Here is a 26,945-nt window from a genome sequence, read left to right on the forward strand (position 1 = left end):
TCAGGCCATTCTGTTTCCGAAAACGTTCACGCCGGATTCGTGGCCGCCGCCCTCGGCTACGCACAGTGAAGATCCATCCGGGACTCCTCAGGTCCTCGCCCTGAAGCGTGTTGCACAAGGCTGCGTTTGTGCAGGTCAAACGGCTGGAAGCAGCGGTGGCCCTTCGCTCCCGCCCCGGCCGACAGCTTCTGCCAGCCCCTATTGGGCACCTTCTTGGCCAGGGTTTCGGCGCGGAACTTCCCGGCTCCGGTGGCGACTTCGTGCGAGCAGGCCCACTGCAAGAACGTAGCGAATACCTCGCTCCTCCAGGGCCGCGCGCAGGTTCGGGTTGCCGCCGTAGACCTCGTCGCCAGCGACCCACGGGGCCCGGTGTCCAGGAATCGGGTGACCATGGGCGCGGCCAGCTCTGGCTTGGTGGCGAAAGGGGTGTCCTCGCCGAGCCCGGCGGCACTGCAGTGGTCGGGCTCGGAGGTCCAGGAGCGGAGTGCACAACTCCCGTTCCACTGAGGCATGTCCGCGCCGACTGGCGTACACCAGGTAGACGGCGACCTGGGCATTCTCGATCCTGCCTACAGTGCCGGTGTACTGGCGTTGGACGCCGACCGTGCCGGTGCCCTTCTTGACGTCGCCGGTCTCGTCGACCACCAGCACCGCCCGCTCGTCGTGCAGGTGCTCCACCACGTATCCCCGAACGTCGTCACGAACCGCGTCAGCGTCCCACTTGGCTCGGCTGAGCAGGTGGTGCATGGCGTCCGGGGTGGACTCCCCAACCCATTCGGCGATCGTCCAGCAGTTCTTGCGCGGGAGGTCCGACAGGAGGCCGAGCACCAACCGCCTGACTCGCCGGCGGGGCTCCACGCGTGCGAAACGACCCGCGATCCGGTTCATCAGGCCCTCGAATGTGTCCTGCCATCGAGCCGGATTTACGCCGTGACCTGCGGCCACCACTTGATCGTTCGTCGTCTTCACAAACCATGACGATCACCGGTGGTCGCCACCATTTCGTTCCCGGTCCGTATGGCGGGACCGTTCGGTGGCGGCCGGGACGCTAGGCCATCCAGCAGTACACGCCGTGCCCCCGCCCGTCGGCGGTGCGGGCCAGAGCCGCCAGATCGCTCAGGAGTTCCTCCACCGGCTCCGGGTCGAACACCTCGCCCTCGGCGGCCCGTTCCTGGATCCACAGCTCGCCAACCTCGGCAAGGCGGGCGGCCGAAGCACTGACCAGTGCTGCTTGAAGCGCACCCGAGATGACGAACAGCCATGGGCTGCCCCCTTCTCCGCTGCAGGCAACCATATGCGGCTCATCGGATGCGACGAGCGCCTCGAAGCTCTGCCCGGTGAACAGGCTCTCCCACTCGATCACTGCCCCAGAAGCATCGAAGTTGCCGCAGACCAGGGTGTCGAAGATCCCGTCGGGCCCGCTGTCCACGATGCCTGCGGCCGAGGTGTCGTCAGGGGCGATGAAGAACTCGATGATGATGCTCACTTGAGCATGGTGCCTGTTCAGGCCGTCTCAGGACAGCACGATCCTCACGCGAAGCCTCAGGGAACTCTGCCGAGATCTATCAAGATCACGACTACATCCGGAGTATTAGGCTCCAGGGTGATGGAACAGGCAATCCTGAGGCGGCGCCCAGCAGCTGGCTGGGTATTCGATGTGGAGTTGGGCAGGCACGGGTGGCCTCCGCCCCACCTGAGGGTGAGCATGGTGCCGAAGGAAACGATGGGGGACGCTCCTCTGCGATCGGAGACTGCGGTCACCATTTCAGGTCCGGCTTGACTGGCAGACTCCTTTGTCACCCGGGCAGCCGTAAGACGCGTTCTAAGGAACCGACCCCGCTGGCTCCTGTGGCGATAAGCTCGTAGAACGCGCCGAACAGGTGGTGGCTCAGCCACTGGTCCTCGAAGAAGGAGATCCGGTCGGCAACCTGGGCGGGGGCGGCCTCACCGCTCGCCAAGCTCACCATCGCACGCTGAACATCCTGAGGAGTCACCGAACTTCCCGCATGGGCATTGTCGAATTCCTCCTCACTGAAGGGTTCGTCGGCAACGACAGGGTTTCGGCGTCGTTGCACTCGGATCCGATAGTCCTCGCCGGCTACGTCGTTCTTGAACACACCTATGTGCTGGATACTGCCCTGACTGATGTCCAGGCCGAATTGGGACATCCGCCCCTTTTCTCGGAATGGCTGCCGGTCGGTACGGTCGAACTCTTGCAGACCAACCGACCGATGGGAGTAAGTGTTCGATTGGCAGGCGTAAGACACTAACCCGACCCTCTGACCGTCCCACCTCAGGATTTCAAGGTGAAAAACGAAGTCAGCCTTGGCCGCCAGCACCTCAGGAGGCAGCTTCGCAACGGCCGCCATGGTCGCTGAGGCACCCGGTTCGGCGCGTCTCCTCCTCGCTCCGAACGTCGTACACCTGGCCCCGGAATCAGCGGTATTCACGGCGATGAAGGAGGGCTGGGCCCGGCAGCAACGCGCCCGGTTCCTGAAGGCTTCGACGATCGAACCGCGGCTGCGTCTGATCAACCGGTTCGAGGTGTTCACGGGGCTGTACCCGTGGCAATGGACTCCAGCGGACGGCGAAGCGTTCATCGCGCACCTGCGTAGCGGCGCCAATCCGATCCGTATGTCGACGGCGCGGACGTACGAGGTGACGATCACCTTGTTCGTGGAGTACCTGCTGGACCGCCGGTACGGATGGGTGGATACCTGCCGGGAGCGGTTCGGGCAGGCACCTCAGGTCATCTTCCATGAGGCCAACTCGGTGGTGCACACGCTGGAGTACGAGGGTGACCCGCGGCGTCGGCCGCTGACCTACGACGAGGTCCAGGCCCTGTTCGACGCGGCCGATGCCCGGCCGGCCCAGATCCGCGGACACGGGCGGAAGGGGACGCTGACCGCGCTGCGTGACGTCGCGGTGCTGAAGACGATCTACGCCTACGGAACTCGGCGCACCGAGTCCTCCATGGTCGACCTCGTGGACTTACGACGGTGTCGGAAGAGCCCGCAGTTCGGGCAGTTCGGCTCGCTGGCGGTGCGGTACGGGAAGAGTCGTCCAAGGGGGCGCCGCCGAAGCGGCGGACCGTGCTGCTAGTGCCGGAGATGGACTGGGTAGTCGACGTCCTTGGCGAGTGGGTGCATGAGGTGCGTCCCCGGCTGGCGCCGGGTCGGCATCCGGCATTGTGGGTGACCGAGCGGGCCGGGCGGATGTCGCCGAGCTCGATCAACGAGGCCTTCACCACCGCTCGGGACGCGGCCGGCCTGGATGGAGCCCTTGATCTGCACGGTCTGCGCCACAGCTACATCACGCACCTTACGGAGTTCGGCTACCCCGCGCGGTTCGTGCAGGAGCAGGTCGGCCACTCCCACGGCTCGACGACAGCCATCTACATGGGTGTCTCCGACGAGTACCGCAACCACCTGCTGGAGGCTTCGCTGAAGCGCCGGCTCGGCGACGACGACTGGGACCTGACATGATCAAGAAAATGGGCTACGAGTGGCGTCTGAGGCAGATCATGGCCGAGCAGGAGATGTTCCACACCTCGGAACTCGGACCTCGTGCCGCTTCTCGCGGAGCGCGGCGTGAGCCTGTCGCGTGAGCAGGTCTATCGGCTGGTGACGCAGCCCCCGCAGCGGATGAGCATGGACACATTGGTCGCACTGTGTGACATCTTCGGCTGCACCCCGAACGACCTCGTCAAGCACGCACTGAAATGGTCGGCCTGGAGAAGACACCGCCAAACAGTCGCCCGCCGCTGCCACTACCGAAAACACAGCTGAGAACACGAACCGCTGCTGGAGTAATAGGGCTCACCTCTATGTCCTGAGGCCACACAATCGCGGCAGCCGTCCCACCCGGTGGGAAGCGCGGGTCCTCCGTCTAGGTTTCGATGCGAAGTCTCGCTTTGAACTGCGACTGTGCTGAACCACGATCACCTCGTAGCCGTTGTCGGCCGCTACATTCTCTCTGGCCTGGGGATCAAGTCGTTGTCGCGGACGTCGAAGTCCGCGCCGTAGAGGTCGAAGCCCCCGTAGTCGGGCATCACGAGGGTCTCGTATGAGGTCAGCGGTTCAGGCATCTCGTCCCTGTGTGTCGGAGACGACCGGGTATGTGTACGGGTCCCGGGCGCTCGGCCTGTGACCCGTACACATTCTGCCGTGTTGGTGCGAGCTCAGCCGATGGCTGTGATCGCGTTCCAGCCAGAGCTGCCTACGACAGTGGACGCGCCGTTCGTGGGGTAACCGCTCGCGTCTCTTGCTCCGTTGCAGAAAGGCGACTTGGGCGGCACGCCTCAGCACCACAGGGCCCTACGGGTCAGGGCCGGCGTGATGGCTCCGGCGCCGAGCATGAGGGCGCCCAGCAGGAGCCAGCCAGGCCAACCCCAGGTGAGGCAGAGCCAGGTGACGATCGCGGAGGAGGCGACACGACCGAGTTCCGTACCGGTGGTGTAGGTCCCGAAGTACTCGCCCCGGGCGTCGTCGGGAGCCAGCGTCAGAGCAAGCTCGTAACTCGCGGTTCCCTGAAGGATTTCACCGAGGGTATAGCTGATCACCGCCCCGACGAGCAGAGCTGCCGACAGTGCGACCGGCAGCGCCCCGAGAGCGGCGATGACGGCGAAGGCGATGAGGAAGGCGAGGCCGGCTCGGGGCATGAGGCGTGCGGCTCGGTCCGGCGTGTCGACGTTCTTCGCGACGCGCACCTGAAGGAGCACCACGAGGAGCGTGTTGACAGGAATCAGGGCCGCCACGAGCCAATGGGGTAGGGCGGTCCGGCTGTAGATCCAGAGGGGGAGCACGAGGGAGAGAACGGGGTACTGCAACATCATGATCGCGCTGACTGCGGTAACCCCCAGGTAGGGGAGGTCTTTTACGGCTCGGCGCTTTCGGTTCGTCCCGGCAGGTGTCGGGACGGTACGGGGCAGGCGGAGGGCCATGAGTCCGCAGCAGAGGAAGGAAAGCGCGTTGCCGAGGACCAGCAAGGGGTAGAGGGGTCTGTGGTCGGCCGCGATGGCCAGCCCGCCGACGGCTCCCCCGAGGGTGATTCCGATGTTGGCGGCTGAGCGCAGGTGTGCGCGCAGGACGGCGGCACGTCCGGTGGCGAGGGCCTGGATGAGGGGGCCTCGGGCGACGCTGGTGGAGGTGGCGGCGAGCCCGGCGACGAGGACGAGAGCGAGGAACTGCCCCATCGTGTGGACCCTGGTGAGCGCGCACATGCCGGCGGCCTCGATCAGCAGGGCGGTGGCGTAGATGTCGCGGGGGCCGAGGCGGTCGCAGAGCCTTCCGATGGAGGGGCCAATGACCAGGCCGGTGAGCCCGCCGAGGGACAGCCCCAGACCGACCTCGGTGGCGGGCAGTCCGATGTACCGCACGAAGAAGATCGCGCTGCTGGTGATGTACATCCCGGTGCCCACGGTGTTGATCAGGATCGCCCAGTAGAGCGTCCGGCCGGGTCCCGGCGGCGGCAGGAAGCCGGCGCCGCGTCGGGTGTCCGATGTGGGAGCGGTGGCTGTGCTCATGCGTCGACCGTGGCGAGGAGGGCGGTGTCATGGAACCAGGCCGCCAGGTTCTGTGCGTTGTGAGCGACGTGCTGTTCGGAGTCGCCGGCGAGCACCGCCCAGGCCACTCGCTGATTGGAGCTGACGGCGGGGTCAGGTATGACGCGGGAACCCTTGAGGTCGAGTCCGGCGGCGACACAGCCGGGCTGCCTTTCCAGCGCGTCCAGGGACGGAAGGCGTACGGGGCGGCCGGCTTCCGCCTGGAGGTGCACCCAGCCGTGATTGTGGGGGTGCGGCTGAGCCGCGGGCGTGGACGGCTGACCGGTGATGCCGCGGGCCCACTCGGCGAGCAGGTCGGTCCCGAAGGCGTGGATCAAGGTGTCCTGGACGACGCCGCCGCCGATCCGTCCGGCGCATTCGCTGAAGACGAGCTCGCCCCCACGCTGAAAGGCCTCGAGATGGAAGATGCCGTCGCTCAGCCGCAGGGCGGCCAGCGCGTGCTGGGTGAGGGATCGGGCTTGCTGGTAGCAGGCCGCCTCGGTGTGGGGGTGGAGGGTGACCGAGCCGACGAGTCCACCGGTCTTGATGTCGATCACGTTATTGAGGTAGCGGGAGACGGCGAGGAAGGTGAGGACTCCTTCTCGGACGATGCCGTCGATGTGCAGTTCGCGTCCGTCGATGAACTCCTCGACCAGCCAGGGGCCTTGGCCTTGGGATCCTCCGCTCGCCGCGGTGAGCGCCTCCAGCTGGGCACGGGTTCGCACGGCATGGGTGTTGAACGCGCCGGCTCCCGCGAGGGGTTTGACGACGAACGGGAGCGGGGGCGTGTCCCCGAGGAGGTCGGCGAGGTGGTCCACCAGGTGGCAGGCCGCGGTCGGCAGCCCGGCGTCCCGGACGAGCTTCTTCTGTACGTACTTGTCGCGCAGAGCCACGGCAGTGTCGACGGGCAGCCCTTGGGTGTCGCCGTGGGCAGCCAGCAGGCTGGCGGTGACGAGGGCGAATTCGCGCATGGTGTGGATCGCGGCGAAATCCGAGGGGGCCAGGCCCTCCCGGGCGAGGCCGGCCAGCACGTCTTCCGCGCGGTTGCTGTCCGGGACGATGACGAGGTCGGTCCGCGGGACGTGGGCGGGGACCCTGTAGAGCTCGGCGGAGGAGACGGCGCTGATGGTGCGGCGCCCTGCCTGGCGCAGTGCGTCCACGGCCTTGAAGTGCCAGCCGACCATCAGTACGTCGTTGGGTGCGCGCCGGGACATGGCTCGACCTCCAATTGGGGTGTGGGTGGTGAGGAGAGTTCCCGCACGGTGGCGGTGGGCCCAGCCGTGCCGCAGTGCCTCGACGAACGGGAGGCAAGGGCAGCCGGACCAGGGCCCGGGGGGTGCAGAACCACAATCTCTCAACAAGTTGTTGAAAAACTAGGCTGTCTGACAAAGCTTGTCAATGCTCTTGCCAACGGCGTCGAGGCTGGCCTAGCGTCACTCCCGCACTCCCCCGGCGACCCGCCGCAGCGTGGAGTCATCGCATACCGCGGCACCGGATCACCGGCCCCGCGCAGCACGCAAGGAACAAGCACATGAAGATCTGGTCCAGATTTGCCCTGCTCATCGGCGGGACGACCTGTGCGGCGCTCGGCCTTCTCGCCGCCACCGCCCCGGCAGCGGAAGCGACCGCCACCGCCGCCGCTCCGGAAGTCACCCTCCCCACGCCGCTGAACATCGAGTGGCCGTAGAAAGGTACGAATCCGTGTCCACCTGGTGGGTAGCCTTTGACGAAATTGGTACTAGCTTGACAAGCTACCCAGACAGGAATGACACGCGTACCTAGGGCAGGGGACATGCTCGAACAGCCGTTGTTCGGCCGCCGGTTGCGCCAGCTGCGACAGCAGCAGGGAAAAGCTCAGACCGAACTGGCAGGTCCGGGCATGTCCGCCGCGTACTTGTCCCGTTTGGAATCGGGTCACCGTCCGCCCACCAAGCGGGCCGTGGCGTACCTGGCGGAACGGTTGCAGGTGCCCATCGAGGCGTTCGGCGTGAACAAGCCGGCCAGCTTGGTGGACGTCCTGGCCACGGCCCAGGTGTCCACCGGAGCCGATCACGATCTGCGCCAACAGCTGGCGGCCGCGTTGGACGCGGCCCTCAACGTCGACCCCGGGTTGCGCTGGCAGGCTCACGCCCGTCTCGCCACTCTCGGAGCGGCCGAGGGGGATCGGGAGGCCGAGCAGTCACATGTGGAGGCCCTCGTCGCCGTCAGTGACGAACTGGGCCATGCGGCACTCCAGGTGCATTCCCGCCTCCGGCTCGCCCGCAGCCTGCGCGGTCGGGGTGAACTGGTCGAAGCCCGGGCCACAGCCCGGGAGGGGCTGGAGCTGGGCCGTCGCGCGGCACTGACCAGTCCCGATATCACCCGCTGCAAACTACTGCTCGCCTCGGCCACCGCCGAACTCGGTGACCTGGCCGAGGCGGCGCGCCTCAGCGAGGAGATCTGCGCCGAGCTCCGAGGCCGCCGCGGCCCACTGGCCGCCGAGGCCCTGTGGACCGCGGCCACCCTGGCGAGCCGCAAGGGCATGACGGAACGTTCGTCACTGCTCATGGTTGAGGCCATCGACGCCCTCGACAGCCGGGAAGACCTGCTCCTGTGGATGCGGTTGCGGCTCGCCGCGGCCGCGCTCGCCCTCCGGGGCGGCCCGCCGGATCTTTTGCACGCCGAGCGCTACCTCACCCAGGTGCGCCCGGCTCTCGACCTGATGGGCAGCCCGTTGCACGAACAGGAATACGCCTCTCTGTGGGCCCAACTCGCTTACAGAAAGGGCAACTTCGACGAAGCGGCTGCTCTGTGCGAGGCAGCCTGGGAGGGCCGGGACCACCTCACCTTCCGCGACCGGGTGCGCTTGGAGATGCTCAACGAGCAGATCCGCAGCAAGCAGTCCGGCACATGGGACCAGGCCCGGCTCGCCGAGCTCGCCACCGAGGCCCAGGAGCGCGGCATTCTCGACCTGGCCGCGGAGATCTGGCGCGCCCTCGCGGAAATCCGCCCCTGACCCACCATCACTCGCCGTCCGCGCACACCGCGGTCGGACGCAAGAATGACAAGAATGAGGAGCGCCCCCGGTGCCGCATCCTTTCGGCTATCAACAATGCACCGATGGATCCGTGCTCATCACCCACGGATGCCGACCGGTCTCCGTGGTGAAGGAAAAGGAGAAAGTCTCCTCGTTCCTTTCCGATCTCGCGCGGGGAAACCCGCAGCAGGTCATGGCCCACTGGGTTTCCCTCCTGCCCCGGATCGGATGAACCGACCCATCGATCGAGGAGACACGCATGCCCTCACAGCAACGGCACGACATGGGGCGAGCGCCGTCCCCGCTGGAGACATACGAACTGGAGACCCCGCCGATCCGGGACTTCGGCTCATCCATGGATGACCAGGGCCACAGCACCTGGGACATGCCCGTACGTCCCGCGCCGCACGGCATCTGACCGTTCGTTCGAAGAAAAGCCGGATCCTTTTCGCATCCGCCGGAAAAGATCTCAATATTTCGTTGACCCGGCTCCTTCCATGTGATTTCGTAGAGCTCATCAGGGAGATCAACTCCCGATCGGGAAGTGGAATGCAAAGCATTCCCCGTACTCCCCAGCTCATTAGCTCATTCGACACGACGCCGCATCGCGGGAATCTGTCGAATTCACTCCCCCGGAGACAGGTCTTTCGTGCGCCCTTTTGCGCGCCCTGTTCCGTGATTGTTCCCTTTCCTCAGAAGGAGAAGTCCGTCTCATGACTGTTATAGAACACGCCGTCGACACCAACGCCGCGACCCGTCTGGCCGCCCAGAACCTCGTCGCCCAGGGCAACGCCCCCGCGTCGTACGTCGACAGCGTGAAGGTCGCCGAGATCAACCACACGCTCGCCGCCAACGCGCCGTCGATCGGTCAGGCCCTCGACGCGGCCAAGCGTCAGTACTCCGCCGAGCACTACGCCCGCACTTCCGCGCTGCTTCCGGCGAGTCTCGTCGCCCTGCTGCGGGCCGAGGCCCGCAAGCTCGCGGACCTCAATACCCGCCGCATCGACATCACGGTCCCGGTCACCGGCAACACCCCGCGTCGCCTCGGCAGCCTGCCGAACCAGCTCTTCCAGGAGCACAGCGAGCTGTTCACCGCGCTGTATCACTCCACCGAGTTCCGCTCCCTGCTGTCGTCCGTGGTCGGTACGCCGATCCTGGACGCCACGTTTGAAGACGAGAAGATCACCGGCACTCACCAGAACCGCGCCGGCGACACCCACGGATGGCACTGGGGCGACCACGAGTTCGCGTTCATCTTCATCGCCGAGGCCCCGGCCATCGAACACGGCGGCATGCTCCAGTCCTGCCCGCACACGCTGTGGGACAAGAGCAACCCGGCCGTCCACGAGAAGCTTGCCGAGGGCACCGTCCGCACCTATTACCACGGCGCCGGCGAGTCCTACATCTTCAAGACGGACACCAGCCTGCACCGCACGGTCCCGATCCAGACCGAGGGCGTCGAGCGCATCATCATCAACCTCACCTTCGCCAGCCTGAAGGACTGGCTCGACGAGAAGTCGTACGAGACCACCAACGCCGTCTACACCGACTGATCACAGCTCCCGGCCGGCCGTCCGCCTGGATGCCGCACCATCCCGGCGGCCGCCGCCGCTCCTCAGCGCCCCTGAGGGATCCCCTTCGAGGACCACCTCGCCCGCCGCACCCGCACCCTCGCGGCCGGCGGGCCGCGCCACGAGCGCCGCCCTTCCGCCCGGCGGCGCCGGCTGTCCCACCAACCGACAAGGCCCATGATGAAGAAGACCGTTCTGTTCGGTAAAGAAAGCGCGTGTACCGAAGATCCCGCCGGTCACGACCTGCGCACCACCCTGGTCCCCAGCGACGTCAAGGCCTACCTGGCCGCCGGGTTCGACGTCGTCGTCCAGAGCGGCCTGGGCCAGGGCATCGGCTACAGCGACGTCCAGTACGAGATGGAGGGCGCGCGTGTCGAGACAGGGCCGCACTGCTATGCCGACAAGGACCTGGTGATCAAGCTGAAGGGGCCCGCCCCCGAGGAAATCGCCCAACTCACCCCGGGCACAACGCTATTGACGATGGCTCACCTGTACTGCTTCCCGGACCGCAAGCAACAGCTCGCCGACCGCCGGGCCCGCGTGATCAGCATGGAGAACGTGGCCAAGCCCAACGATCCCGCCCCACGATTCCTCGACGGCATCCGGGCCGGCTCCGTGCCCAGCCGGTCGGAGCTCGGCGAGCGGCCTCGCGTCCACGTCCTGGACTCGGCGGACCAGCACTACGTCAACGGCCTCCAGCGCGCCCTGATGCGGTACGGGCGTGCGCCGCTCGACGTGGTGCGGCTGAGCGAGGACAAGGAACCCGCGAAGGCACCGGCCCACCACTCCGCGGACATCTGTGTCACCGCCTCCGGTGCCTTCATGCGCGCCGCGGACGGCACCACCGTCGATCTGACCAGTGCCGCCGCTTCGGTCGGCGACGACACCGGCGGTCTGCTCGCCGAAGAGGCCACGAGAACCACCCGCGCGGTCGGCCAGACCCGCCAGGTCGGTATCGCCGGCGCCCGCTACGGCCTGGGGCTCTACCGCAAGCTCCACGGCCGCACTCCGAAGGTCGTCGTCCTGGGATACGGCAACGTCTCCCAGGGGGCGATGGAGCTGCTGCGCGACGAAGGCGTGGACTTCACCGTCCTCGGTCGCGATCAGACCGGTCCCGAGCAGTTGCCCGGCTGGCTCGGCGGCGCCCAATTGATCATCAATGGCGCCGAGACCCCGGGCTCCAGCGACTACATCATCACCAACGAGCACGCGGACCACGACATAGCGGTCGGCTCCGTCGTCATCGACCTCATCGGCGGTTCGCCCTACCGGCGCTCCCCCGTCGAGCCCTTCCTCTGGACGACCTTCCTGCCGGAGATCCACTTCGAGCGCAACGGTCGCTACTTCGCCGGTCTGTGGGCGTGGGACATGTACTACTCGATGCACGACACGACCGTGAACTACAGCAGGATGATCAAGGACATCTTCACCCGGTCCCCGCGCTACGCGGCCTCCTTGGACGACTTCGTCGCCGACTACGCCTACGCGCAGCAGCTGGGGGCGTGATGGCCACCGGCATCGCCCTCGTGCGACATCCCCTGACACAGTTCTCCTTCGCCCCTCTCGCCGGTCACCTGGACATGTGGCTGCTGTGCCACGAAGCCAAGAGTCAGGTGCGCTCCGCCGCAACCGGCATCCCCGCCGGACGGGTCCGGGTGTATGAGGGCTACGACACCAACAACCGGGTCGAGTACGACGCTGCCCACCTCGTGGAAACCACCGACTGCCGAGGCATCGTCGCGCTCTCCGAGGTCGACGTACTGCGCGCGGCCCAACTGCGCAGCGCCTACGGCCTGCCGGGCCTGTCCTACGAGACGGCGCTGCGGTTCCGGGACAAGGTCCTCATGAAGCACGCGCTGGGAGTGGCCGGCGTCCGTGTCCCGGCGTTCAGGACCGTGGACACCGGTCATGACCTGCGCCGCGCCGCGACGGACTTCGGCTTCCCGTTCGTGGTCAAGCCGCGTACCGGTGGCGGGTCGGTCGGGGCCCGCGTCATCCGCGACGAAACGCAGCTGCTGCGGCTGCTCGAAGCAGGCATCGGACCCAATTTCTACACTCCGGCCCATCTGGAGGCGGAGGAGTTCGTCGCCGGGGACATCTACCAGGTCGACGGGCTCGTCCTCGACGGCCGCGTCACGCTGGGGACTGTCAGCTGGCACCGTTCGGACATTCTCGACTTCACCACCCCCACGTCCAGCCGCATGATCGACCAGAGTGGCGAAAAGGCCGCTGTGCTGCGCGCGTTCGCCTCCACCGTATTGCGTGAACTCGGTCTGCTCCGGCCGGGCATTCACAGCTACTTCCACTGCGAGATCTTCGACTCGCCCCAGGGGCCGGTGCTGTGCGAGGTCGCGGCTCGCCCCGGCGGACTGGGCATCGTGGACCAGTTGGACGCCCATTTCGGGGTCAGCACGTTCGACCTGCTGCTCACTGCCGAGTTCGATCTGCCCGCCCCGGCCGTGCCCGACCACCGCGCCAACGGCTTGGTGGGCTGGGTGGCCGTGCCGCGCGGCGGTGACATCGCCCGGCTCAAAACGGTCATCCCGCAAGCGAACTGGGTCGGTGAACGACGCTATGGGCGCAGCGCCGCCGCGGACCGCCGCTCCTCCTCCGCCGACTTCGACGGGGCCGTCATCGTGCGCGGCGCCACCGAGGCCGAACTCGACAACCTTCTGGACGAGGCGACCACGCTCCTGGCCACGGTGGTGGTGTGATGACCAAGGACACCGTCCTGGTGTTGACCGGCTACAACCTACGGTCCATCCCGGTGGTGCAGTGGCTGTCCGACCGCTTCCAGGTCCTCCTGATCGCCTCCCGCAACGCGACCAACCAACTCCAGTACCCGGCCTTCCTGGACGGCATAGGGCACGCGACACGGTGGCGCTGGGTCGACGACCTGTTCAACGACTACGCCACCGTTGAACAAGCCCTGGCCTGGCACGAGGAGTTCGACATCCGCCACGTCGTCTGCCTGGACGAGAAGGGCCTCATCTGCGCAGCCCACCTGCGCGCCCTGCTCGACGTCTCCAGCGGACAGCAGGTGGAGAGCGCGCTCGCCTTCCGCCACAAGGACCGCATGTACCAGGCGGCGTCCGCCACCTTCCCGGTCCCTGACCACCGGTTAGCCACCTGCGCGTTCTCCGTCAAGGACGCCGTCGAGGAACTGGGCCTGCCGGTCGTCGTCAAACCGACCGACGGCGCGGCCTCGCGTGACACCTTCGTCCTGTCCACGCCCACCGACCTGGACGAGTGGCTCCGCTGTCACCCCGTCACGCTGAGCGGACCCGTGCTCGTGCAGCGCTTCGTGGACGCGGACCTGTTTCACGTCGACGGTCTGACCTCGGGCGGCGCGGTGTACGCGGCGACCGTGTCCCGCTACAGCGGCAGCACCCTGGGCTACCAGGACGCCCGCGCCCTGACCTCCACCCTCGTCGACCCCGCGGGCGCCGAACACGCCCTGCTGACCGACAGCGCCCGCCGGGTGCTGGCCGCACTGCCCGACACCGGGGGCAGCGCATTCCACGCCGAGTTCTTCCTGTCCGCCGACGGCGAGGTGCACCTGTGCGAGATCGCCGCGCGGGCGGGTGGGGGCGCGATCGTGCCCTGTCACCAACGGGCCACCGGCATCAACCTGTTCAGGGCCCATGCCCTGCTCCAGTGCGGCCTCGGCGACGAGGTCCTGGCCGACGCGCGAAGCGTCGCCCCCTCCGGGCGCTACGGCTTCTACCTGGAGTATGCGCCCCAGGGCCGGCTCCTGGGCGTACCCGAGCGATGCGAGGTGCCGGGGGTCCTGGAGTACAGCGTCCTGGGCCGGATGGGTCAGGCCTATGACGGGCCCACCTCCAGCGTGGACGTCCTGCGCGAATTCGTGATCGCCGTACCCGACGATGCCCGCGCCGCTGCCGCGTACCGGGCCATCGCCGAATGGTGCGCCCACACTCTGGCCCTCGCCCCCGTCCCGGCCTGACCTCCCCCGCGGACGGCAGGGGCTTCCCGCTCGGTCGCCCCTGCCGTCCCGGGCCCCCTGCCCCACAGTCCCACCGAAGGACATCCTCACCATGCCCGTCTCCCCCGCCCCGCTGATCACCGTGAACGGTGGTGAACCGCAAAACGGGCTCGTGCCGACCAACACCATCGACGGCTACGGCGGCCGTCTCATCGACCTGATCTTCACAGGCCTGTATGTCTACGGGGTCGACGGTGAGCCGCGCCCGGCCATGCTCGAACACCTCCACACCGAGGACCACCGTCGCTTCACCGTCACCCTGCGCCGCGGCTGGCACTTCACCGACCGCTCCCCCGTCACCGCGCACAGCTATGTCGACGCGTGGAACTTCGGCGCCCTCGCCACCAATAAGCAGTTGCGGTCCCAGGCGTTCGCCCCCATCCAGGGTTACGACCTGGTGGCCGGGGACCAGCCACGCGCCCGGACCCTGAGCGGACTGCGAGTCGTGGACGACCACACCTTCACCATCGTACTCACCGAACCGAACATCGACTTCGTCCTCGCGCTCGGCTCCGCCCCCTTCAAGCCCCTGCCACAGGCCTTCTTCGACATGCCGACCGAGTCCTTCGGGCAGTGCCCCATCGGCAACGGCCCGTACCTGCTGGCCGGCCCCACCGCCTGGCAGCACAGCCACCACATCGACCTGATCGCCAATCCCCATTACATCGGGCCCGACGCCGCCCGGAACAGCGGCATCTCCATCCGCTTCCCGCGCACCATCGAGGATTCCTACCAGGATCTGCTCGCCGGACGGTTGGACGTTCTGGACCAGATCCCCGACACCGCTCTGGCCACCTGGCGCGACGACCTCGGCGCGCGGGCGATGCGCAAGCCTGCCGCCCTCAACAAGTCACTGGCGATCCCGTACCACCTCCCTCACTTCCACGGTGAGGAAGGACGGCTGCGCCGGGCCGCGATCTCCCTGGCCATCGACCGTCCTCATCTGACCACGCGTCTCTTCCACGCGACTCGGCTTCCCTCCCAGGACTTCACGGCGCACAGCCTTCCCGGCTTCGAGCCGGGCCTCCCGGGCAGTGAGGTCCTGCGCCACGACCCAGAAGCGGCCCGCGCGTTGTGGGCGCGAGCCGAGGAGATCGCCCCCTATCGCGGCACCTTCGAGATCGCACACAACCAGGACGGCGCCCACGACCTGTGGATCGAACTGATGGGCAGACAGATCGCCGACACCCTCGACATCGGCGTCCGCGCCGTCGTCTTCCCGACCTTCAAGCAGATCCGGGACCGAGCTGTCGCCAAGACCCTCGCCTGTGCGTTCCGCAAGGGCTGGCGAGGTGGTCATCCCTCTCAGATCGACTTCCTCGAGCCGATGTTCTCGTTCGCCGGCGCTGCCAATGACACCGGCTACCACAACCCGGACTTCGACGAAGTCCTCGCCGCCGCCAAGCGGGCCACCGACCTCTCCGCCTGCCACACCCTCACCGCCCGCGCGCAACAGCTTCTGCTCGCGGACCTGCCGGTCATTCCGCTGTGGGACTACGTAGCCATCGGCGGTCACGGCCCGGACGTGCGGGCCGAGTTCAAGTGGAACGGACTGCCCGACTACCCCAACATCACGCGCCGACCGGTCGTCCCCGTCGCGCGCACACATCGGGAGGCCGCGTGACCAGCGATCCCGCTCTCATCCTCCTCGACCTCGCCCTCGTTCTCCTGACCGGGGCGCTGCTCAAACCGGCCATGCGCAAGCTGCGACAGCCGCCCGTGATCGCCGAGATCCTGGGTGGCATCGCACTCGGCCCCAGCCTGCTCGGCCTGCTCCCCGGCGACCTGCCCGCCCTGCTCTTCCCGGCCTCGGCCCGGTCCGGGCTCTCAGCCATCGCACAGGTCGGCATCGCGCTGTTCATGTTCCTCATCGGCTGGGAAGTCGACCTCGCCCGGATGCGCACCCGCACCAGCGACGTACTGCGCACCTCGCTCGCCGCGATCGTCGTACCGTTCGCGGCGGGCACGGGCCTGGCCTACTGGCTCTTCACCCGCCACTCGCACGTCGCCGGGCACCAGGTCGGCCGCGCGGCCTTCGTCCTGTTCGTCGGGACCGCCATGGCCATCACCGCCTTCCCCGTCCTGGCCCGCATCATCGTGGACCACGACCTCCAGCGGACTCCGGTCGGCATGCTCGCCCTGGCCAGCGCGGCCGTCGGCGATCTACTCGCGTGGTGCATGCTGGTATTCGTCTCGGCGGTGGCCGCCTCCGCGGGGCTGGGCCAACTCGGCGCCGTCCTCGTCATGTCCCTGCTCTTCGGCGTCGTCCTCGCTCTCGTCGCGCGTCCCCTACTGCACTACGCGACCGACCGCATGACTCGGACGTCCGCGCGCGCCACCTATCTACTGCCCCTGATCGCCGCAGGGCTGCTGACCGCCGGCTACACCGCCCACGAGATCGGTCTCGACGCTATTTTCGGCGCGTTCGCCTTCGGCCTGATCATGCCCCGCGGCAGCCGCACCGCCACACTCCACGCCCGGATCGCCGTCCCGCTCAAGCACATCACGGACCTGCTCCTTCCGGTCTTTTTCATCCAGACCGGCCTCTCCGTCGACCTGGCGCAACTCGGCAGCACGGGCCTGATCGAGGTCGCCGCCATCATCGCGGTGGCCTGCCTCGGCAAACTCGGCGGCACCATCGGCGCGGCCCGTACCTTCGGCATGTCCTGGCGAGACTCCACCACCCTGGGCTTCCTGATGAACACGCGAGGCCTGACCGAGCTGATCATCCTCAACGCCGGCATGCGCCTGGGGATCCTGGATCAGGAAATGTTCACGATGATGGTGTGCATGGCCATCGTCACCACCGGCATGGCCGGCTACGTCATCCCACGCCCCGCGCCCCCGGAAACATCCCCGCCCCCTACCGACGCATCACCCTCGCGCCCAGCCCCCCGCCCCGCAGCCAGCACCGCCGCCACCCCCTCGTAACGATCCGCGCGCACCCTGGCAGGATGCCGCTGTGCGCGGCGGGCCAGGCCCGCCCTCGCCCCCGGCTCGCCCGCGCGCGACCACCCCTCGTTCCTCGCCACGCGCCTCGACCATCCGCCCCGGAGCAAGAAGAAGGACTCATGCTGACACCTCCCCTCAATCAGGCACGCCTGCGCGATGAATTCCGGGCGATCGGCCTGCGCGAAGGCGCCACCGTCATCGTTCACGCCTCGCTCTCCGCCTTCGGCCGCATCGACGGCGGAGCACACGCCGTAGTCAACGCGCTCCTGGACTGCCTCACTCCCACCGGCACCCTGGTCGTACCCACCTTCACGCCCGAGATCAGCGACCCCCACCCCCGCTCCTTCGACCCCAACGACCTCAAGGTCGCCGAGGCGCGCGAGCAAGTCCCCCTCTTCCATGAGCACACCCCCACCTCGATGGGCGCGATACCCAGCGCGGTCCTCTCCCGCCCCGAGCGGTTGCGCGGCGCCCACCCGCAGACATCCGTAGCCGCCATCGGACCCCACGCGCACGCCATCACCCACCATCAACCCCTCGCCTACGCCCTCGGCGACCGGTCCCCCTTCGACACCCTCCATGACCTGGACGCCGACATCCTTCTGCTCGGCGTCGGCCACAACCGCAACTCCTTCCTCCACTACGCCGAGTCCCACGTCCCCCACCACCGCCGCAAACTCCGCCGCTTCCCCTACCGGCTGGACGGCCGACGCCTGTGGCTGGAAGCCCCCGACGTCGGCGATGACAACGGCACCCACTTCCCGCGCATCGGCGAAGAGTTCACCGCGATGGGCGGCGTCCACATGCGCACCATCGGCCACGCTTCCTGCCAGCTCATGAACAGCCGCGCCCTCGCTCAATTCGCCACCGGACGCCTGACGGAACTGCTGCCCGCGCCCGCCACAACGTGACCGTCCAGGCGCCGGCCACGTCCTGGTGCTTCGAGCCCGCCGGCCGGGTCGCCGCCCCCGGCACGCGGGACGCTGCCTACGCCGGTCGGCGGAACCGTAGAGAAGGTTCGCTCGCTGCTCTGAGCAGACTCGCTCTGCATGCGTCGGGTTCCGGGGGACTGTCCTTACTGATCTTTTCGTAAGTTCAGTGGGTGTGGTGGCGGTTTAGGCGGGACGCTGTCGGGATGGCTTATCAACCTTCGCATATGGCTGCCGGATCGCCTCTTCCTCCTTTGTCACGACCGCAGTTGGCGGAAGCGCGTCGCGTTCGGGCGGTGGAATTGTTCGAGGAGGGTGTGTCGAACGCGGAGGTCGCGCGGGCGGTAGGGGTGTGTGCCGAGAGCGTGCGGCGATGGCGTCGGGTGTGGGAGAAGGACGGTGCTTCCGCGTTGCGGCGGCGGGCATCTTCCGGGCGCCCGCCCAAGCTGGACGACTCCCAGGTCGAAGCGGTTCGGACCGCGTTGGATCACGGCGCCCAGCCTCATGGTTTCGAGGCCGACTTGTGGACTCTGGAACGTGTCGGAGAGGTCGTTGCCCGGGTGACAGGGGTGGTGTTGTCCAGGGCGTCGGTGTGGCGGCTCCTGACGGGCCGGCTGGGATGGAGTCTTCAGCGCCCTGAGCGGCGGGCGGTGGAACGGGATGAATCGGAGATCGCCCGCTGGGTCTCGCACGAGTGGCCGCGGATCAAAAAGGGGCCGTGAACACACGTGCCTGGATCGTGTTCCTCGACGAATCAGGCGTCTCACTCTTGCCGCAGGTCCGCCGCACCTACGCTCCCCGAGGACGGACTCCGTTCCTGCGGCACCGCCTGAACTGGAAGCGGGCGTCGATGGCAGGGGCCCTGGGCTACCACTCCACCGACCCCGATCGCGGGGCCCGCCTGTGCTTCCACCTCAAGCCCGGAAACTACGACACCCTCGGACTCATCGAGGTCCTGGAGCAGATGAAGGTGTTCTACCATGGCGAGAATGTGGTGCTGCTCTGGGACGGCCTGTCGGCCCACTGGAGCCGGGTGATGCGGGCGTGGGTCGCCGAGCAGGACTGGCTCACACTTGAGCGATTACCCGCCTACGCACCCGGGCTGAACCCGGTGGAACTGTTGTGGTCTTCGCTCAAGAAGCGTGAACTCGCCAACCTCGCCGGCGACCACCTCGCCGATGTCGCCGAACAAGGCATCCACCCCATCAACACCAACCCACAACTCCCCTGGTCATTCCTCACCCACACCGGCCTGACCACCCACCCACCACACCCACCGAACTTACGAAAAGATCAGTAAGGACAGGTAGTCGGGAGCGGACTTGTTACGCGGGCCTGACGAACGGCCTGGCGTCAGCCCACTCCAAGAAGGCGTGGCCAGCGTTGACTGCTGCCTCCATGACTGCGAAGAGGTGGGAGGGTTCGGTGTCTGGGGGGACATCGACGGCGACGAGGCGTGTGCCGTTCCACTCACTCTGAAGGTCTGCTGCGATGATTTCGGTCTTGATCTCGTCAGCGGCCTTTGGGAGATCGGCGGGCGGCAGATCGGGAATGAAGACGAGCCGCAGCGTGCGATGCCAGGAGTTCCTGACCACCTCGATGACGTAGTCGTCGTCGTTGAGCACCACAACGTCGTCCAGAGCGATTCCGTAAGCGGAGAAGGGAATGCAGGCGACCTCGTAGCTCCCGTCGTTGACCGCCTTCAGCCAGAGCTGCTCGACCTGTCCGTCCAGGTCAAAGGGTGCCAGGTCGACGCGCGCGATGTAATTTTTCGAGGCGCGTCCGACCGGTTGCTCATGGACGACGAACTGCATGACGGCTCCCCTTTGGACAGCTCCGACGGGCTGCCATGATGCCGGAGCCCGTCACTGCTGTCGTCGGCGGGGTGCGGGCAGCCCAAGTGGGAACGGTCCGGTCCGTTCAAAGCGGCGGGCCTGCTCGTGCTTGCTGCGCAGAAGGTGAGGGTGAGGTCGAGGCCGTCGATCTCACCTCGCCAGTCCTCGGCGACGGCGCGTTCACGGCGGGCGAGGAGGCCCTCCTCCAGTTCGTCCAGGCGGGCAGCATTTTCGGTTTGATGCTCAGCATCGGGCAGCGGATGCAGGCTTCTCTGACTTATATTTGATCTTGGTTGAGCTCATGAAAATGGGCTGCGGCAAAGTTCTCGGCTGTGTAACGATCGGCTGGTCCCGACAACAGGCACCGCCGGGGTGCCCGAGGTTCTTGTGACCGAACCGATGGGAGTAAGAGGCAGCTCACGGGGCGGTTGCACGCGTGGCCCGCGAACGGCGTTCTGAGTAGTCCCCATCGGACCCGGTGGCTGGGCCTGGGGCATCGATCACCACGTGTGGTGGGGATGCCGAGGTCGACTTCCGTGGGCCGTCCGCGGTGACGTTCGAGCAGGCGGAGCCTCTCCTCGGCGCCGACCAGGCTGACCTGGAGCCCTTCGACTTCGCCGAGCCAGCCTTCCGGCTCGCTCGATCCCAGGGGACATCCACGGCCTGCAGGAACCGCCACCACCGGAGCAGATCCATCCCATAGGAGCGAACCGCTACTTCCGGGAACTGCTGGCGACCGGCAAGGCTCCGTCGAGGCGACCGGTACGAGCCCTGTCGGCTCCTCGATGCCGATGGCGTGACCGTGGAGCCGGTCGGGGTCAGGCGCACCGACAGCACCACCCAGCGCAGCCCCGTCCGGAGCCTGCCCACCAGGGCCTGAAGGGCGAGGCGACATGGCTGTTGAGCGCGTCCTGCGAACGAGTCTTGTAGTCGACCCCTTCTACCAGCTCCATGCTCAGCTTCAGTCTCCTCCGCCGTCACGCAGGCAGTTTCAGCTCAGGAGAGGATTGCCCCTGAGGTTCGCTTCCCCGCACGGCCAGGAGCCCTCGGCCAGGGACCCCAGTGGTGTACGGAAGACCAGGACCTCGTTGTCCAGGGAGACGACTACATTGCCTTCGCTCAGCAGTAGCGCACGACCGATAACCGCGCGGCTGTCATCCATGGCGAACAACTCGTGTCCGGCGAGATCCGTGTCCACAGCGAGCAGCTTGCCGTCTCGCCAGAACACCGCGGTTCCCTCGCAGTCCATCGCGGGGTAGGACGTGTAGTAACCCGTCAGTGGCGGCCCGTCCACAAGGCTGTTGTCCGGTGCGAGCCGCCGGAAGCGTGATCGCGAAGGCAGGCTGTTTTCGAGCTCCGGGCCGCAGACGCCGCCGTTCTTGCCGACGAGCATTGCCCCATGGCTGGCCCAGCGCGCGGTTTCGACACCGTCCCGGCCGAAACGGCCGGTCGTGAAGGCACCGTAACCCTGGGATCCGAGCAGGAACTGGCCAGGACCAGCTATCGCCTTTCGGCCTGTGGGAGCGGGAGCGGTGACCGAGATGGTCGCGCCACTGTCCAGGTCGAGGAAGAACGTCCTTCCGATGCCACCCCGTGTGTCGGTGAAACTGGCTGCGATCCGGTCGGCCGATACGAGCAGTGGCTCCCAGTGATCAATGCCGATCTCCTCCGGGACCCAAGGTCTACGCGGCCGGATCTCCCATCCCGTCCGGTCTCCCATCTCCACCACACCCGGGAACGAGACCGCACCGAGCGCAATCGGCGTGGACCAGAGGCACTCCCCCTCTCTCGTGTACCGGGCCACTCGAGGCTCCGGTACAGAGGTGGGTCGGCTTCGTTCCCTACGGACCATGCGGGAGCCGCTGACCCAGGAGATGACGAACCCGTCGTCGAGGAGGACGAATGCGCCGATCTCCTCATCGGCGCGGCCCTCCGGGCGGGCTGTGGGCCCAGTGGAACCGTCCGGCAGAACACCTTCCAGGAGCTGACCGTCGCGGTCTGGGTAGGCGAGCCACAGCGCGCCGTCCGTGGCCAGGCGGGATTGCGGCTTGCCTGTCCCGGGGTAGGTCCGCTGCCACTCCATCGTGTCTGAAAGGTCGACCCTCGTGATGACGGTTGCCGACGGATTCGGGCCGTAGCCGGTCACGGTCAGTGGCCCGGAGGGGTCGGATGTGGCCACAGCCCGGACCTGGCCCGGCATGGTGAAACGCGATGAGAGGGGCACGCGTCCGCATCTTGCCGGATGTCTCTCCTTTCGGGGCTCAGCTGCTGAGGTCGACCACGCCCCACGCGGTGAACGGCTCGGCCTGGACGTAGATCCTGCTTCCTCGGCTGACGGCGCGGCGGCGGCCGGGCAGGTGGCCGTTGGGCAGGGTGAGCAGGCCGACGTCCGTTGGCTCGACGGATGCTTCGGTGAGCTCTCCGCGGGTGAGCCGGTCCACCTCTTCGCCGTAGCCGCCGTAGAAGGCGACCCGCTCGCCGTGGATGGCCACTGCCTTGGCGCCCCGTACCTGGTTCGGCCACACCCTCACGGGCCGGTCGGGGCGTATCTCGACGAGCGGGAAGTCGGTGTACGTGCACGCCCAGGCGGTGGTGCCCGACACGTTCAGGGCGTAGCAGTCGAAGAGGCCAGGGATGCTTGCGCCGTCGGACGTCCAGTAGATGTGGCCTGTGGGGCTCCAGCGGCGGATCCCGGCCGGGTTTTCGTCGAAGTGCCCGACCCAGATGTGGCCGGCCTCGTCCACGAGCAGGTGCTCGATGGCGTCCCCGACGGAGAAGGAGGAGGCCTCACGGCCGAGCGCGTCGAAGACCTGGACCTGGTCCGCGTCCTCGTACCGGCGGGCGCGGGATGCTGCGACGACGAACCCGCCGTCAGGCAGGCGGTCCAGGTGCGGCCAGCGGGCCCGCACGGCGCTCAGCTCGGTGAGTTCGACGTCGCCGCCCGGATGTACGGAGACGACCAGCGCGTCGAAGGGCAGGGCATCGCCGCCGGGCTGCGGAGCGCGGTCGGCAAGCAGCCAGTGGGCGGTGCCGAAGACGTCGACGGTGCTCGTCAGGACGTGGTGGGCGTGGTGCGCTCGGGGCAGGTGGGCATAGGGAACGAGGGCAGTCTTCTGCACGGGCGGGCTCTCCTGAGTGGACGGTCACGGCGTTCGGGCGCTGCGGTGAGCGGCGGCGGCGCGCGAGCGGTGGAGAGCGCAGCGGGCCGCCTAGAAGGCATGGCCCTTTCTAGTGGTCATGAGGTGATCATCGTCGATGTGTGGCCCCCGTGCCAAACCCTTTCGGTCCAGCGCTCAAGCCGTCTGTGACCCCACCCGCTCAGCCTCGACGAGGGCCAAACCGCCAGCCAACTCGAATACCCAGCGCGACAACTCCAGTGCTCACTGGACAGATGCAGTGCACATCGCACGTCGCTAACCGACTTGGCGCGGGGAGCTACAGACGACCCGTGATCGATTGATGTTCGGCAACAACTCGGAATAGGCGAGAGAACCGGAGGCCGGCACAGGGCATCCGGTCTCACCGAAATCCTCGCTCGAGACCATCGGAACCGCGGCCACCAGGTCGAGGTCGAGCACCTCCACGTCCACCTGCCACGAGTGTTGGCGCCCGTCACGGACGGGTCTTCGCCCGTCCAGACGAGTGCCGCAGGGCAGTGGCTCAGTCCTCGCCGAGCAGCCACGAGTAGAACGCGGCGCCGTCAGCAGGGAGCGGAGCGTCTGGTGCCTGCTGGACCAGCCAGACAGCTGCCATGGACAGCTCCCCATAGGACGAGAACTCCTCGCCCTGGGCCACGACGACAGCAACTGATCCGACCCGCCAGGCAGCGAAGTGCCAGGCCTCAGGCTGCGTCTGCATGGTGAGCGTCAGTTCAGGCTGCCCGAGCGCTCCGGACACCACTTCACAGCCTTGCTGCCAGCCCTCGAAGAACGGGGTGGCGGTGTCTGAGGCGAGCACGTCCCATCCTTCGAACTCGCTGAGCTCATGGAACTCGTCGCCGAGCGGGCCGTCCTCGGCCTCCTCGCTCGGATCGAAGTAGCAGAACGGCAGGTGGAAGCTGGGCTGCCGATCGTCCCAGTCTCCGAGCGGGACAGCTGGGACGAGGCGGTGCCCAGAGTCCGTTTCGAAGCGATCGTCCCGCTCGGGCCACCCCTGCCCGTCCACAAACCGAGCGAAGTCAGAGCGGGTGAAGCCCACGCTGGCGAGCTCGACCAGCTGACCGATCAAGGACGACGTCAGTGGCTGCAAGCGAACTATCAAAGCGACCCCACGGGCTCTCACAAACGACACGGTGCCCGCCGATCATCCAGCAGCACTCATCACCACCACACACCAGGGTCCGGAGCAAATGCATGATCAATTCCTTAGTCCGGAAAAGTGCCGGAACGGTCGCCCTCGCCCTCCAGGCCGCCCTCGCCGGTGACACGGCCACCGCCGCCGAGCTCGGCATCGCGGGCCTCGCCCAGCAGTACGCCGACCGGCACCTGGACGTTAGCCTCGTCCATCGCGACCTCGACAAGCCCGTGGTCGAGCGCTGAACCACACGCCGGCCGCCCCGCAGAACTAGGCCATTTCGTTTGGATCAGGCGGTCGTTGGTTCGGGTGTGCCCTTGACTGATGCGCAGTGGGCGCGGATCGAGCCGTTGCTCCCGGACCGGACGCCGAAGCGGGGTGGCCGCTGGCGGGACCATCGTGAGGTGATCGACGCGACCTTCAAGTTCCAGACCGGTACCCAGTGGGTGCACCTGCCGGAGAAGTACGGCAACTGGCGGGGCATCTAAAACCGGCTGCGGATGTGGGCCGTCGATGGCACGCGGGAGCGGGTGTTCACCGCCCTGGTGGCTCAGGCCGACGTGGACGAGGACCTCAACTGGGCCGTGTCGGTGGACTCCACGATCGTGCGGGCCCATCAGCACGCGGCCGGGGCGCGAAAAAAGGGGCCCGCTGGATGCACGAGCCGGGGGTGGTGCGCATCACCTCTCCAGCCACAGAGTTGAACACGTTCAATGGGTCTGACAAGGTATCTCTCCACGGCCCACCCCTACAGGTTGGCCAATGCGGGCTGAGGGTGGGAGGTCCTGGTGGCAGGCGGAAGCAGGCTGCGTGCGTGGGGGGTGACCCTCGGCGGCTTCATGGCGTTTTTAGTTGTTCTGACGGCGTGCGCCGGTCCCTATCAGTACTACGAGGGAACAGGGATCCACGACGCCACGGCGGCCGAAGTCGCTGGGGGCTGGGAAAACGTCGAGGGGACCCGCGTGGTGCTCGGCAAAGACGGAACGGCTCTTCTCGAAAAGCTCGACGGGCAGGACTTCGACTTCGAGGACGGCTGGCGCCTCTCCGGTGCGGGTACCTGGCAACTGACTGACGACAACGGCGGACAGGTCGTCCGACTCGCGCTGACAGCCCGGACCCGAGTGGAGAGCCGTTCCTCCGCGACGGCCACTGACACCTCGACTCCTGAACCCCCATGGACATACGCGTGGTCCTTCTACGTGGACCGCGATCAGCACGACAAGCTGAAGCTGTTCTTCTTCTACGGCGATCCCGACATCGGGAACGCATACGTGATGACGCGCGAGACAGGGTCATAGCCATTCGTTCCGGTTCTTCACCGACATCGCCCACTTCATGGCCGGCCTGCCCCTACCCGCCCCCTCCGCCACCCGTTTGATCTTTGACGAGGAGCGCGTCCGATCAGTCTGGTGCGGCCTGGTGCAAGCCCGGCAGCAACTCTTGCCCCCCCGGAACCTGAGCGGCACGTGCTACGGCCCCGAACCAGAAGGGGTTGGTTCGGGGCCGTAGCACGCACAGGACCGGGATCCGGCCGGTGATGTCAGCCGGCGTCGGGGTGCCGACCCACAAGCTCGGTGAGCAGAGCGATGATCTGGGCCTGGTTTCGGTCGATCTCCTTGTCCAGGGCCTCGACCTTCTGGTCCAGGTTGCCGATCTGAAGACGGACCGCGGTGAGGTCGGACTTCATGATCCCGAACTCGCAATCATGCTTGTCCGCGCCTCTTCGAACCGGCGGGTCAGGGCAGCGAGCTCGCTTTGGGCGATGGGGGCCTCGGGCACGCGGGCACTCCTGACGGAACAAGTCGTAAATACGAAGACTCCACGATATCGCGCTTGTCCCTGCGGACGGCCTCCGTCCCCCATGTCCCTTCCGCACCTGGCCCGTCAGCCAGTGTCCCGCTATCGGCTGCGAAAGGTGATCCGCTTCGGTTCGGTGACGACCACGGTTGTCGGCGCGTGCCCAGGGCAAGTCGACGTGTGAGCGCGGACAGGGCATGGCTACTCGGTACGGCTGCTGGGGAGGGTGTGCTAGGCGTGGAGGCGGCGGCTCAGCGCCGCCGGAATCCGGTCCACAGCCGTCATGAAGGACGGTGACCCGGTCAGGACCAGCGGAACCCGCTCTGCACTGGGCCCCTTCAGGCCGGCCAGGTAGCGAAGGGCTTCGGCGGGGACGGCCTGCGCGTCCGCGACGACGATCATGACCGGACCACCGCGCCGCAGCCCTTCTCCGATCCGCCGGTAGGTCAGCTCACGCGGCCGCGGCCCGTACTGGAGGAGTGAGTCGGCCGTGACAGGGGAACGGTTTACGGGTTGGGCGAGTTGTCCGTGCGACGCCTGAACGAGCGTCATGCGACGCTGCCGTCCTGCGTTGCACTCGCCGAGGACATGATTGCCGACTCTCTATCCGTACACCTCGGCGGCGCAGAACAGCAGCAGACCAGCGCTGGCCAGGACTTGGGCTGCCACGCTGAACCGGAAACGCAGTCGGTACAAGCCGACTGCCGAGAGCAAGACAATGACGGCAAATACCGCTAGGTACCCATAAATGGGATAGGTAGAGATGTGAGGGTCGGGTTCGTAGGGATTGAGGCCCGACCTTGACAATCCAAATAACACTACACCTGCCCCCAGGAGGACGTCCGGGATCAACAGAGCCACTGCAACGAGGACGTCCTCACCTGCACCGCGGCGGCTCGACGGGAGATCATTCATAGTGTCATTGTCTTCCTAGACGCCGTGCGGGTGCCTGAGTACGCGTACTCAGGCACCCGCACGGCAGCCGGGGGGGATTCTTCTTCCTG

Annotated in this window: 29 protein-coding genes and 2 pseudogenes; 18 read left to right on the forward strand and 13 right to left on the reverse strand. The window is 67.1% G+C overall.

The genetic code is table 11. The features are described from left to right. Positions 1-198: 198 nt before the first annotated feature. The 3 genes from ACFYZA_RS30820 to ACFYZA_RS30830 form a co-directional block, all read right to left on the reverse strand. On the reverse strand, positions 199-969 hold the full coding sequence (locus ACFYZA_RS30820; protein WP_388493977.1) for a transposase: 771 nt from the start codon (positions 967-969) through the stop codon (positions 199-201). 79 nt (positions 970-1,048) lie between these two features. Beyond that, positions 1,049-1,486 carry a hypothetical protein gene (locus ACFYZA_RS30825; RefSeq protein ID WP_388493979.1) on the reverse strand — a complete coding sequence of 146 codons (438 nt, stop codon included), beginning with the start codon at positions 1,484-1,486 and terminating at the stop codon, positions 1,049-1,051. Positions 1,487-1,796: 310 nt separating this feature from the next. Next, on the reverse strand, positions 1,797-2,339 hold the full coding sequence (locus ACFYZA_RS30830; RefSeq protein WP_388493980.1) for a hypothetical protein: 543 nt from the start codon (positions 2,337-2,339) through the stop codon (positions 1,797-1,799). A 115-nt stretch (positions 2,340-2,454) separates the two neighbouring features. On the opposite strand from ACFYZA_RS30830, the pseudogene ACFYZA_RS30835 reads away from it, so the two are divergent. Together ACFYZA_RS30835 and ACFYZA_RS30840 are read left to right on the forward strand one after the other, a co-directional pair. Then, positions 2,455-3,485: pseudogene (locus tag ACFYZA_RS30835) on the forward strand (tyrosine-type recombinase/integrase). Further along, positions 3,482-3,710 (forward strand): annotated as a pseudogene (locus tag ACFYZA_RS30840) (helix-turn-helix domain-containing protein); the annotation flags it as partial. The pseudogenes ACFYZA_RS30835 and ACFYZA_RS30840, both read left to right, overlap by 4 nt. 254 nt (positions 3,711-3,964) lie before the next feature. On the opposite strand, the gene ACFYZA_RS30845 reads toward ACFYZA_RS30840, so the two are convergent. The 3 genes from ACFYZA_RS30845 to ACFYZA_RS30855 all read right to left on the reverse strand — a co-directional run bounded on the left by ACFYZA_RS30845 (position 3,965) and on the right by ACFYZA_RS30855 (position 6,756). Next, positions 3,965-4,087 (reverse strand): hypothetical protein, encoded by a 123-nt coding sequence (locus ACFYZA_RS30845; RefSeq protein WP_388493982.1) that lies wholly within the window; start codon positions 4,085-4,087, stop codon positions 3,965-3,967. A gap of 213 nt (positions 4,088-4,300) precedes the next feature. Then, positions 4,301-5,524, reverse strand: coding sequence for an MFS transporter (locus tag ACFYZA_RS30850; protein ID WP_388493984.1), 1,224 nt, complete (start codon positions 5,522-5,524; stop codon positions 4,301-4,303). Then, positions 5,521-6,756: an acetyl-CoA carboxylase biotin carboxylase subunit family protein gene (locus ACFYZA_RS30855; RefSeq protein ID WP_388493986.1), complete on the reverse strand. Its 1,236-nt coding sequence runs from the start codon at positions 6,754-6,756 to the stop codon at positions 5,521-5,523. The genes ACFYZA_RS30850 and ACFYZA_RS30855 overlap by 4 nt, the downstream gene beginning before the upstream one ends. Before the next feature lie 317 nt (positions 6,757-7,073). Here ACFYZA_RS30855 and ACFYZA_RS30860 point away from each other — a divergent pair, with 317 nt between their 5' ends. The 12 genes from ACFYZA_RS30860 to ACFYZA_RS30915 all read left to right on the forward strand — a co-directional run bounded on the left by ACFYZA_RS30860 (position 7,074) and on the right by ACFYZA_RS30915 (position 19,316). Continuing rightward, positions 7,074-7,229: a hypothetical protein gene (locus ACFYZA_RS30860; protein ID WP_388493988.1), complete on the forward strand. Its 156-nt coding sequence runs from the start codon at positions 7,074-7,076 to the stop codon at positions 7,227-7,229. Positions 7,230-7,307: 78 nt separating this feature from the next. Continuing rightward, positions 7,308-8,537, forward strand: a complete 1,230-nt coding sequence (locus ACFYZA_RS30865) for a helix-turn-helix domain-containing protein (protein WP_388493990.1) — start codon at positions 7,308-7,310, stop codon at positions 8,535-8,537. A gap of 280 nt (positions 8,538-8,817) precedes the next feature. Further along, positions 8,818-8,976, forward strand: a complete 159-nt coding sequence (locus tag ACFYZA_RS30870; protein ID WP_388493992.1) for a hypothetical protein — start codon at positions 8,818-8,820, stop codon at positions 8,974-8,976. Between the two features lie 295 nt (positions 8,977-9,271). After that, positions 9,272-10,111 carry a hypothetical protein gene (locus ACFYZA_RS30875; protein ID WP_388493993.1) on the forward strand — a complete coding sequence of 280 codons (840 nt, stop codon included), beginning with the start codon at positions 9,272-9,274 and terminating at the stop codon, positions 10,109-10,111. A gap of 198 nt (positions 10,112-10,309) precedes the next feature. Beyond that, positions 10,310-11,635, forward strand: coding sequence for a hypothetical protein (locus ACFYZA_RS30880; RefSeq protein ID WP_388493995.1), 1,326 nt, complete (start codon positions 10,310-10,312; stop codon positions 11,633-11,635). After that, positions 11,635-12,843, forward strand: coding sequence for an acetyl-CoA carboxylase biotin carboxylase subunit family protein (locus ACFYZA_RS30885; protein WP_388493997.1), 1,209 nt, complete (start codon positions 11,635-11,637; stop codon positions 12,841-12,843). The genes ACFYZA_RS30880 and ACFYZA_RS30885 overlap by 1 nt, the downstream gene beginning before the upstream one ends. Continuing rightward, entirely contained in the window at positions 12,843-14,096 is a 1,254-nt protein-coding gene (locus ACFYZA_RS30890; RefSeq protein ID WP_388493999.1) for an acetyl-CoA carboxylase biotin carboxylase subunit family protein, read from the forward strand. Before ACFYZA_RS30885 ends, ACFYZA_RS30890 begins: the two co-directional genes overlap by 1 nt. Positions 14,097-14,187: 91 nt before the next feature. Continuing rightward, on the forward strand, positions 14,188-15,759 hold the full coding sequence (locus ACFYZA_RS30895) for an ABC transporter substrate-binding protein (protein ID WP_388494000.1): 1,572 nt from the start codon (positions 14,188-14,190) through the stop codon (positions 15,757-15,759). Continuing rightward, positions 15,756-17,066, forward strand: coding sequence for a cation:proton antiporter (locus ACFYZA_RS30900; protein WP_388494003.1), 1,311 nt, complete (start codon positions 15,756-15,758; stop codon positions 17,064-17,066). The genes ACFYZA_RS30895 and ACFYZA_RS30900 overlap by 4 nt, the downstream gene beginning before the upstream one ends. A gap of 140 nt (positions 17,067-17,206) precedes the next feature. Then, complete coding sequence (locus ACFYZA_RS30905) at positions 17,207-17,998, forward strand: aminoglycoside N(3)-acetyltransferase (protein WP_388494004.1); 792 nt, start codon at positions 17,207-17,209, stop codon at positions 17,996-17,998. Positions 17,999-18,243: 245 nt separating this feature from the next. Continuing rightward, positions 18,244-18,738 (forward strand): winged helix-turn-helix domain-containing protein, encoded by a 495-nt coding sequence (locus tag ACFYZA_RS30910; RefSeq protein ID WP_388494192.1) that lies wholly within the window; start codon positions 18,244-18,246, stop codon positions 18,736-18,738. Beyond that, positions 18,735-19,316 (forward strand): transposase, encoded by a 582-nt coding sequence (locus ACFYZA_RS30915; RefSeq protein WP_388494005.1) that lies wholly within the window; start codon positions 18,735-18,737, stop codon positions 19,314-19,316. Before ACFYZA_RS30910 ends, ACFYZA_RS30915 begins: the two co-directional genes overlap by 4 nt. Before the next feature lie 25 nt (positions 19,317-19,341). On the opposite strand, the gene ACFYZA_RS30920 is transcribed toward ACFYZA_RS30915, so the two are convergent. Then, positions 19,342-19,830 (reverse strand): DUF4265 domain-containing protein, encoded by a 489-nt coding sequence (locus ACFYZA_RS30920; protein WP_388494008.1) that lies wholly within the window; start codon positions 19,828-19,830, stop codon positions 19,342-19,344. 35 nt (positions 19,831-19,865) lie between these two features. Here ACFYZA_RS30920 and ACFYZA_RS30925 point away from each other — a divergent pair, with 35 nt between their 5' ends. Then, positions 19,866-20,138 (forward strand): hypothetical protein, encoded by a 273-nt coding sequence (locus ACFYZA_RS30925; protein WP_388494010.1) that lies wholly within the window; start codon positions 19,866-19,868, stop codon positions 20,136-20,138. A 704-nt stretch (positions 20,139-20,842) separates the two neighbouring features. Here ACFYZA_RS30925 and ACFYZA_RS30930 read toward each other — a convergent pair. The 3 genes from ACFYZA_RS30930 to ACFYZA_RS30940 all read right to left on the reverse strand — a co-directional run bounded on the left by ACFYZA_RS30930 (position 20,843) and on the right by ACFYZA_RS30940 (position 24,099). Further along, positions 20,843-22,030, reverse strand: coding sequence for a hypothetical protein (locus ACFYZA_RS30930; protein WP_388494012.1), 1,188 nt, complete (start codon positions 22,028-22,030; stop codon positions 20,843-20,845). 82 nt (positions 22,031-22,112) lie between these two features. Then, positions 22,113-22,970: a hypothetical protein gene (locus ACFYZA_RS30935; protein ID WP_388494014.1), complete on the reverse strand. Its 858-nt coding sequence runs from the start codon at positions 22,968-22,970 to the stop codon at positions 22,113-22,115. Positions 22,971-23,511: 541 nt separating this feature from the next. Beyond that, positions 23,512-24,099: a hypothetical protein gene (locus ACFYZA_RS30940; RefSeq protein WP_388494016.1), complete on the reverse strand. Its 588-nt coding sequence runs from the start codon at positions 24,097-24,099 to the stop codon at positions 23,512-23,514. A 104-nt stretch (positions 24,100-24,203) separates the two neighbouring features. Here ACFYZA_RS30940 and ACFYZA_RS30945 point away from each other — a divergent pair, with 104 nt between their 5' ends. From ACFYZA_RS30945 to ACFYZA_RS30955, 3 genes are all read left to right on the forward strand, one after another. Next, the gene (locus ACFYZA_RS30945) at positions 24,204-24,389 is read left to right on the forward strand and encodes a hypothetical protein (RefSeq protein WP_388494017.1); all 186 of its coding nucleotides are present in this window, start codon (positions 24,204-24,206) and stop codon (positions 24,387-24,389) included. Positions 24,390-24,461: 72 nt separating this feature from the next. Then, entirely contained in the window at positions 24,462-24,632 is a 171-nt protein-coding gene (locus ACFYZA_RS30950) for a transposase (RefSeq protein ID WP_388494019.1), read from the forward strand. Between the two features lie 300 nt (positions 24,633-24,932). Further along, positions 24,933-25,442 (forward strand): hypothetical protein, encoded by a 510-nt coding sequence (locus ACFYZA_RS30955; protein ID WP_388494020.1) that lies wholly within the window; start codon positions 24,933-24,935, stop codon positions 25,440-25,442. 242 nt (positions 25,443-25,684) lie between these two features. Here the strand turns inward: ACFYZA_RS30955 and ACFYZA_RS30960 are convergent, their stop codons facing one another. The 3 genes from ACFYZA_RS30960 to ACFYZA_RS30970 all read right to left on the reverse strand — a co-directional run bounded on the left by ACFYZA_RS30960 (position 25,685) and on the right by ACFYZA_RS30970 (position 26,856). Next, positions 25,685-25,831, reverse strand: coding sequence for a hypothetical protein (locus ACFYZA_RS30960; RefSeq protein ID WP_388494022.1), 147 nt, complete (start codon positions 25,829-25,831; stop codon positions 25,685-25,687). 341 nt (positions 25,832-26,172) lie between these two features. Further along, positions 26,173-26,493, reverse strand: a complete 321-nt coding sequence (locus ACFYZA_RS30965) for a hypothetical protein (protein WP_388494023.1) — start codon at positions 26,491-26,493, stop codon at positions 26,173-26,175. 51 nt (positions 26,494-26,544) lie between these two features. After that, entirely contained in the window at positions 26,545-26,856 is a 312-nt protein-coding gene (locus tag ACFYZA_RS30970) for a DUF6234 family protein (RefSeq protein ID WP_388494025.1), read from the reverse strand. Positions 26,857-26,945 lie beyond the last annotated feature (89 nt).

The sequence above is a fragment of the Streptomyces sp. NPDC001828 genome (assembly GCF_042892175.1).
Lineage (GTDB): Bacteria > Actinomycetota > Actinomycetes > Streptomycetales > Streptomycetaceae > Streptomyces.

Bases quoted from the DNA above. Each gene is read 5' to 3' on its own strand.
- ACFYZA_RS30845 (WP_388493982.1), bottom strand. From the start codon at position 4,087: ATGCCTGAACCGCTGACCTCATACGAGACCCTCGTGATGCCCGACTAC.
- ACFYZA_RS30850 (WP_388493984.1), bottom strand. From the start codon at position 5,524: ATGAGCACAGCCACCGCTCCCACATCGGACACCCGACGCGGCGCCGGC.
- ACFYZA_RS30855 (WP_388493986.1), bottom strand. From the start codon at position 6,756: ATGTCCCGGCGCGCACCCAACGACGTACTGATGGTCGGCTGGCACTTC.
- ACFYZA_RS30860 (WP_388493988.1), top strand. From the start codon at position 7,074: ATGAAGATCTGGTCCAGATTTGCCCTGCTCATCGGCGGGACGACCTGT.
- ACFYZA_RS30865 (WP_388493990.1), top strand. From the start codon at position 7,308: ATGACACGCGTACCTAGGGCAGGGGACATGCTCGAACAGCCGTTGTTC.
- ACFYZA_RS30870 (WP_388493992.1), top strand. From the start codon at position 8,818: ATGCCCTCACAGCAACGGCACGACATGGGGCGAGCGCCGTCCCCGCTG.
- ACFYZA_RS30875 (WP_388493993.1), top strand. From the start codon at position 9,272: ATGACTGTTATAGAACACGCCGTCGACACCAACGCCGCGACCCGTCTG.
- ACFYZA_RS30880 (WP_388493995.1), top strand. From the start codon at position 10,310: ATGAAGAAGACCGTTCTGTTCGGTAAAGAAAGCGCGTGTACCGAAGAT.
- ACFYZA_RS30885 (WP_388493997.1), top strand. From the start codon at position 11,635: ATGGCCACCGGCATCGCCCTCGTGCGACATCCCCTGACACAGTTCTCC.
- ACFYZA_RS30890 (WP_388493999.1), top strand. From the start codon at position 12,843: ATGACCAAGGACACCGTCCTGGTGTTGACCGGCTACAACCTACGGTCC.
- ACFYZA_RS30895 (WP_388494000.1), top strand. From the start codon at position 14,188: ATGCCCGTCTCCCCCGCCCCGCTGATCACCGTGAACGGTGGTGAACCG.
- ACFYZA_RS30905 (WP_388494004.1), top strand. From the start codon at position 17,207: ATGCTGACACCTCCCCTCAATCAGGCACGCCTGCGCGATGAATTCCGG.
- ACFYZA_RS30910 (WP_388494192.1), top strand. From the start codon at position 18,244: ATGGCTGCCGGATCGCCTCTTCCTCCTTTGTCACGACCGCAGTTGGCG.
- ACFYZA_RS30920 (WP_388494008.1), bottom strand. From the start codon at position 19,830: ATGCAGTTCGTCGTCCATGAGCAACCGGTCGGACGCGCCTCGAAAAAT.
- ACFYZA_RS30925 (WP_388494010.1), top strand. From the start codon at position 19,866: ATGATGCCGGAGCCCGTCACTGCTGTCGTCGGCGGGGTGCGGGCAGCC.
- ACFYZA_RS30945 (WP_388494017.1), top strand. From the start codon at position 24,204: ATGATCAATTCCTTAGTCCGGAAAAGTGCCGGAACGGTCGCCCTCGCC.
- ACFYZA_RS30960 (WP_388494022.1), bottom strand. From the start codon at position 25,831: ATGAAGTCCGACCTCACCGCGGTCCGTCTTCAGATCGGCAACCTGGAC.
- ACFYZA_RS30965 (WP_388494023.1), bottom strand. From the start codon at position 26,493: ATGACGCTCGTTCAGGCGTCGCACGGACAACTCGCCCAACCCGTAAAC.
- ACFYZA_RS30970 (WP_388494025.1), bottom strand. From the start codon at position 26,856: ATGAATGATCTCCCGTCGAGCCGCCGCGGTGCAGGTGAGGACGTCCTC.